The 6,872-nt window shown below is 35.5% G+C and carries 5 protein-coding genes and 3 pseudogenes; 5 read left to right on the plus strand and 3 right to left on the minus strand.

What is annotated here, in order from left to right:
• Positions 1-99: 99 nt before the first annotated feature.
• Together MSG95_RS18485 and MSG95_RS18490 are read right to left on the minus strand one after the other, a co-directional pair.
• Positions 100-360, minus strand: a complete 261-nt coding sequence (locus MSG95_RS18485; RefSeq protein ID WP_317299910.1) for a hypothetical protein — start codon at positions 358-360, stop codon at positions 100-102.
• A gap of 215 nt (positions 361-575) precedes the next feature.
• Positions 576-1,943, minus strand: coding sequence for an amino acid permease (locus MSG95_RS18490; protein WP_408649573.1), 1,368 nt, complete (start codon positions 1,941-1,943; stop codon positions 576-578).
• Positions 1,944-2,212: 269 nt separating this feature from the next.
• Between MSG95_RS18490 and MSG95_RS18495 the strand changes: the two are divergent.
• From MSG95_RS18495 to MSG95_RS18515, 5 genes and pseudogenes are all read left to right on the plus strand, one after another.
• Positions 2,213-3,266, plus strand: a pseudogene (locus MSG95_RS18495) (IS5 family transposase).
• A 222-nt stretch (positions 3,267-3,488) separates the two neighbouring features.
• Positions 3,489-3,956: an Lrp/AsnC family transcriptional regulator gene (locus MSG95_RS18500; protein ID WP_317299908.1), complete on the plus strand. Its 468-nt coding sequence runs from the start codon at positions 3,489-3,491 to the stop codon at positions 3,954-3,956.
• 324 nt (positions 3,957-4,280) lie between these two features.
• A complete protein-coding gene (locus MSG95_RS18505; RefSeq protein ID WP_317299907.1) occupies positions 4,281-4,928 on the plus strand; it encodes a YitT family protein in 648 nt (215 codons plus the stop codon).
• 67 nt (positions 4,929-4,995) lie between these two features.
• Positions 4,996-6,189: an aromatic amino acid transaminase gene (locus MSG95_RS18510; RefSeq protein WP_317299906.1), complete on the plus strand. Its 1,194-nt coding sequence runs from the start codon at positions 4,996-4,998 to the stop codon at positions 6,187-6,189.
• A gap of 178 nt (positions 6,190-6,367) precedes the next feature.
• Positions 6,368-6,748, plus strand: a pseudogene (locus MSG95_RS18515) (DDE-type integrase/transposase/recombinase); the annotation flags it as partial.
• Positions 6,749-6,752: 4 nt separating this feature from the next.
• Here the strand turns inward: MSG95_RS18515 and MSG95_RS18520 are convergent.
• A pseudogene (locus MSG95_RS18520) lies at positions 6,753-6,872 on the minus strand (IS3 family transposase); the annotation flags it as partial.

Consider the following 6,872-nt stretch of genomic DNA (forward strand, 5'->3'; position numbering starts at 1 on the left):
ACGATTAATGAGAGCTCGGTTATATGAAGACCAATTGGTTGTGCGATAAATTTTTGGTGTCGACTTATTCATTTGAAAATTATATTGTGGAATAAGCCTTTAGAGATAGGTTTGTGCAACAAAGCCATTAAAATGTAATGCAATCGCATCTTGTTCATCTGATTCCTTAGAAATATGTAGTAAAGTTGTTTCTGACAGAGATGTATCAGCGAATAACTCATCATAAAAGGTCTTTACAGGTTTATTACCATATAAAGGTGACGAAATAGTCGCATCTCTTTCAAAAAGTGATAATACAAGGTCAATATTTCCCTGATTTAAACCATCTAAATATTGCTTACACAAATTTTCAATAGTCACTTTAATCTCCTGATTTTATTTAAAATATACATTATTAAAAAGTTTCCACATTTCGTCATAAGCTAAAATTTCATAATTTATGAAAATGTATCAACGTTATTAAATACGCCTTAGCCCTCACTCATATATGAGGGACTAAAGCTTATTATCGAGTAACCAATAAACTGACTAAACTTAAATCAAATACAGTTATAACTTACATTTGCGTTTTCTAATTAAGAGCTTACAGAATCTAATACGCCTTTTTTACGATATTTAAGCTGATAAATTATCATTAGGAAAATCAACCATACAGGCATAATCAATACAGCAGTACGAATGCTTGGAGTACAAGCCATAATGACTAAAATACCGCAGACGAATGCAATGGTCAGATAATTAGTATAAGGTGCCCAAAGACTTGGAAAGACTGTTGTTTTGCCTTCAGCTAATTTTGCTTTACGAAATTTCAAATGTGTTAGTGATATCATCAACCAATTAATCACCAATGCCGCAACTACCAGCATCATTAAAAAACCAAAAGCTTTACCTGGAAATAAATAGTTAATTAATACACAAAGGGCTGTAATTGCAGATGAAATTATAAGTGCTACTGTTGGAATACCACGTTGATTCACTTTTTTCACAATATCAGGGGCATTACCTTGCTCAGCAAGCCCAAGAAGCATGCGGCTATTACTATAGACACAACTGTTATAGACCGACACTGCGGCAATTAACACAACAAAATTAAGCACATTGGCAACAAAATCACTATTTAATGAATGGAAAATCAGTACAAATGGACTACCTCCTTCTGCAACTTGATTCCATGGATAAAGACTCAGTAGTACAGCAATTGAACCCACATAGAAAATTAAAATGCGATACACAATTTGATTAGTCGCTTTAGGAATACTATGCTCAGGATTACTTGTTTCGGCTGCTGAAATTCCAATGAGCTCCAATCCACCAAATGCGAACATAATTGCTGCCATTGCTAAAGCTAAACCACTCAGACCATTTGGAAAAAATCCACCAAGTGCCCAAAGATTAGATACACTCGCTTGCGAGCCACCATGACCACTGAATAAGAGATATAAACCAAATGCAATCATCGCTAAAATAGCAATAATCTTAATCAGTGAAAATACAAATTCTGTTTCTCCAAAAAAACGTACATTGGTAAAATGAATCGTATTAATCACAATAAAGAAAAATAAGGCAGTTACCCATGTCGGGATGTCAGGCCACCAAAAGTTCACAAAAACGCCAATAGCACTTAATTCAGCCATCCCAACCAAGACGTATAAAATCCAATAATTCCACCCAGAAATGAAGCCCATCATTGGTCCCCAATATTTGTAGGCAAAATGGCTAAATGAACCAATAACAGGTTCATCAACAACCATATCACTCAGCTGACGCATAATTAAAAAAGCAATAACTCCTGCAATTGCATAACCTAAAATTACTGAAGGTCCAGCCAATTGAATGGTTTGTCCAAGTCCTAAGAATAAACCTGTACCAATAGCACCACCTAGCGCAATAAGCTGAATATGCCGATTGGATAATTTTTTCTTTAAATGATGTGTTTCGCTCATGACCAGCATACCCCGAGGGATTAGATATCGTTACAGGCAAAATTGCAATAAATGTGCCAAAAAAAACAAAAAATGATCATAAATCCCAAAAATATACGAAAAACAAGATAAATGATCAAAAGCCGTAAGAATTAAGTTTGACTTTTTATTAAACTAAATTAAGTGCTGTAGAAGAATTAGAAATTAAAATTAATATATGGCTTTGAATTAAAATGGGCTTTGTTGCACAAACCTATCTGTAAAGGGTTTTTCAGCGATATAATTTTCAAATGAAGAAGCCTACACACAAAATCTACCGCACAACCAATTGGCCCGCATATAACCGAGCACTCATGAGTCGCGGAAATATTGCCCTTTGGTTTGATCCTGCTACGCAATGGTATGCGCCATCAAAAGGCAAACAAGGGCGAAATCAAACCTACTCCGACGCAGCCATCCAATGCTGCTTAATGATTAAATCCTTATTCCGTCTGTCTTTACGTATGGTTACTGGCTTTGTGCAAAGTCTGATTAAACTTTGCGGATTAAATTGGACAGCTCCAGATTACACCACGCTTTGTAGAAGACAAAAGCATATTGATATTGTAATCAGCTACCAAAAAAGTAGCGATGGGCTGCATCTACTCATAGACTCTACAGGCATGAAGTTTCTAGATAGACTCTACAGGCAGGAAGTTTCTAGGTGAGGGCGAATGGAAGCGCAAGAAACATGGACCTGAATATCGTCGCCAATGGCGTAAACTACATATTGGTATAGATGCCAAAACCCTGCAAATACGAGCAGTTCAGCTTACAACCAATAATGTCAGTGATTCACAGGTGCTTGGTGATTTACTTAATCAGATTCCACAAGATGAGCGGATTGACTCTGTTTATACCGATGGAGCTTATGACACCAAGAAATGCCGTCAGATCATTGCAGATCGGCAAGCGCATGCGGTGATTCCACCTAGAAAAAATGCGAAACCATGGAAAGATACAAAGAGTAGCTCGCTATAGTCAAATCATTATAAAACTAATATATCTAAGTCAATGAATTATTTTGAGTTTTTTCGAATAATGTATGGATAATAAAGTAGTTTGACTATAGAGCGAAATGAATTACTTCGAACAATTAAACGTTTAGGCAGGACACTATGGAAAAAATGGTCAGGCTATCATCGGCGAAGTTTGGTTGAAACTAAGATGCATTGCATCAAATTATTAGGAGATAAACTCAGTGCAAGGAGTTTTGATAGCCAAGTGAATGAGATCCATGCACGTGTAGCAGTCCTTAACAGATTTACGGAATTAGGTCGACCACTTACCCAAGTTACGCCTTAAATTTGGCTCAATTAGGGGCGCTTTGCATTTCAAATCTTTGTGCAACAAAGCCATTAAAATGCAATAAAATTGTGCATAATAAATATTTATGCACGATTCTAAATGTAATTCGCACCAAAATGATTCTTTTTTAAATAAATCTAATTTTTAAAATAGCTATATTAGTGGTGAAATTAATAAACGTGTTAGGATGCAAAAATCCTTGATGATGATATAGATGCTATGAGTATTGAACTTGATGATTACGATCGTAAAATTATTCAACATTTACAAATAAATGGGCGACTTACCAATCAGGAACTGGCAGAATTAGTCGGGCTTTCGACTTCACAATGTTCTCGCAGACGAATTTTACTTGAGCAAAAAAATGTTATTACTGGCTATTATGCACAAATTGCTGTCAATGCTGATCCTGCCCAAATCACTGGTATGATCGAAGTTAAGATTGGCAACTATAATGATGAATCGTATAGAAGATTTATTTATTTTTTACAAAATGAGCCTACAGTACGAGATGTTTATAAATTAACAGGTAGCTATGATTATCTCTTAAAAGTCGCTGTTAAAAATTTAGATGCACTAGTTAAATTAATTGGGGAATTGTCTTCTGCCAATTACGCTATCAGTAGCTTAAATACCTCGATTATTCTGGAAAAAATTAAAGAAAATCACATTAATTTAAGGGATTAAAGAAAAATCCTAGAATTTTTTATTACTTAAATCTTTTTTATTTATTTCAACTGATGACCTGAGAGCCAAAGCTATCGTGATATGGCTAAGTTTAGCCTTATAAAATTTGTTTTCTTATTGAAAGTGACCGAGCTATTTTAGCTTTTGCAAACGGGATTTTTTTAATAGTAACCTTAGAGTCAAAAAATTCATTTTAAAACAAAAAATAGGATAATATTTCAAAAAAAATAAAAAAATGATTAAAAATGCTATTTTGGCATTTTATTTGCAATATCCTATTCAAATTTATGCGTTAACACTACAAATCTATCGTGAAAGCAAAATATGAAAAGTCTCAGTGATATACTAGTAGAGCAATCAGCTCCATCTGTAAAAACCATTTCCAATCAACATACGAGATTAGAGGACTTTTTCGCATTGCTCACAGGAACTTTTATGATTTCCTTTGGGTTACTGCTGATGAAAAACACAGGCATTATGACTGGCGGTACAGCAGGTTTATCTTTGCTCATTCACTATATTTCACACTGGCAATTTGGCGTGATTTTTTTTGTGATTAATTTGCCATTTTATTATTTGGCATATAAGCGCATGGGTATGCAATTGGTAATCAAAACCTTTGTAGCTGTTGGTCTTTTATCATTTTTTAGTTTGATCAATCCTAAATTAGTTCAAATTGCATATTTAAATCCGATTTTTGCGTCTATCCTGGCTAATATTTTAGTCGGTGTAGGAATGCTGATTTTATTTCGTCATCGTTCAAGCCTTGGTGGCGTAAATTTATTAGCACTCTTTATTCAAAATCATTACAAGATTCCTGCCGGAAAATTTCAACTAGGTGTAGATCTGGTGATCTTATGTGTATCCGGTTTTTTTGTGGACCTGCAATTGTTACTTTTTTCTATACTGGGCTCTGTAATTTTGAATCTGATCATTACATGTAATCATAAAGAGAGTCGATACATTGCTTGATTACATCAATATATAAAGTTACCAACTGAAATATCTCACTTTTATTTTCAAGACCTAGGAGTAAAAAATGTTTGAACAAGTGCCAGCCTATGCGGGTGATCCGATCCTATCATTGATGGAAAAATTTAAACAAGATTCGCGTCCATTGAAAGTCAACCTGAGTATTGGCTTATATTATAATGAGGACAGCATTGTTCCACAGTTAGATGCTATCAAGAAAGCACAAGCGATTTACGAAAAAACTGACGATGAAAGTAAACTTTATCTGCCAATGGAAGGCTTAGCGGCATATCGTCAGGCGATACAAATTTTACTTTTTGGTCAGCAACACTCTGTATTGATGGAAAAGCGTATTGCAACCATTCAGACTTTAGGTGGTTCTGGTGCATTAAAAGTTGGTGCTGACTTCCTGAAAACATATTTTTCAAATTCAGAGGTTTGGGTGAGTAACCCAACGTGGGACAATCATATTGCGATTTTCTCTGGAGCAGGTTTTGCTACCCACCAATACCCTTATTTTGACAATGCGACCCGTCAAGTCAATTTTGTTGCGATGAAGGAATCATTGTCTCAACTTGCTGCAAAAAGTATTGTGCTATTACATCCGTGTTGTCATAACCCCACTGGTGCTGATTTAAGTCCTGCACAGTGGGATGAAGTAATCGAAATTATTCAGAAAAATGATCTGATTCCTTTCCTAGATATTGCATATCAAGGTTTTGGTGAAGGTATGGATCAAGATGCTTATCTGATTCGTGCCTTGGCAGAAACGGATGTAAGTTTTATCGTTAGTAATTCATTCTCTAAAATTTTTTCTTTGTATGGCGAACGTGTTGGTGGCCTATCTTTTGTATGTCAATCCGCAGATGAAGCTGAACGCGTATTAGGTCAATTAAAGTTCACCGTACGACGTAATTATTCAAGTCCACCGACCACAGGTGCAGCATTGGTTGATATCGTACTCAATGATACAGATTTACAGAAATTGTGGTTAGATGAAGTTGAGCAAATGCGTATGCGTATTCAATCTATTCGTCAAAAACTCTATAATTTTCTGACCGAACTCGCACCTACTCATGACTTTAGTTATTTGATTGAACAGCAAGGCATGTTTAGTTATACAGGCTTAACAGCAGAACAGGTCGATCGTTTGCGCAATGAATTTGGCATTTATTTGGTTCGTTCTGGACGAATTTGTGTGTCAGGATTAAATCTACAAAATGTAGAATATGTTGCTAAGTCAATTGCTAAAGTTCTATAAAATTTAAGCAATCTATTTTACTGTAACTTGAAAATTTCTTAGACAAAGCCATCTTTGTTTAAGAAATCAAGTTGTTTAAGTCACCCTTTCAGAGATTAACTTTATTGAATCTGCGGATAAAACTTTAAGTTGTCATTAAAAAGTAAACATGTATTCTTTTCCGAATTGGTTTGATACTCTCGGTCCTGGGCTATATCAGTACACATCTATCGATGACTGTACACGATATCGCGTTTTAAGGATATATAAACGCCGAACAGCGGCGAATACGCTCGACTTTTTAGACTGCGTAATTGAAGAAATGCCTTTTCCCATACAGCGAATACAGACCGATCGTGGGCGGGAATTTTTTGCTGAAAAAGTACAGAAAAAATTGATGCAGCATGGAATCAAATTTAGGCCAAATAAACCAGGTTCACCTCATTTGAATGGCAAGGTAGAGCGTTCTCAAAAGACTGATAAATCTGAGTTCTACGCTACTGTCGATATTAATTCTGAAGATATCCAAGACAAGCTAGCCGAATGGCAGCATGACTATAACTGGATGAGACCACATTCTGATCCTAGACAGTATCGTGGACAACAAATCCCTCTAAATTCTTAAAATATTTCTTCTCAAAGGCTTCAGGGCTTAACCAGCCATTTGCAGAATGTCTTCTGACCCGATTGTAATAAATCTCAAT

Origin of the sequence: Acinetobacter sp. IK23 (genome assembly GCF_035615275.1) — a bacterium.
GTDB lineage: Bacteria > Pseudomonadota > Gammaproteobacteria > Pseudomonadales > Moraxellaceae > Acinetobacter > Acinetobacter seifertii.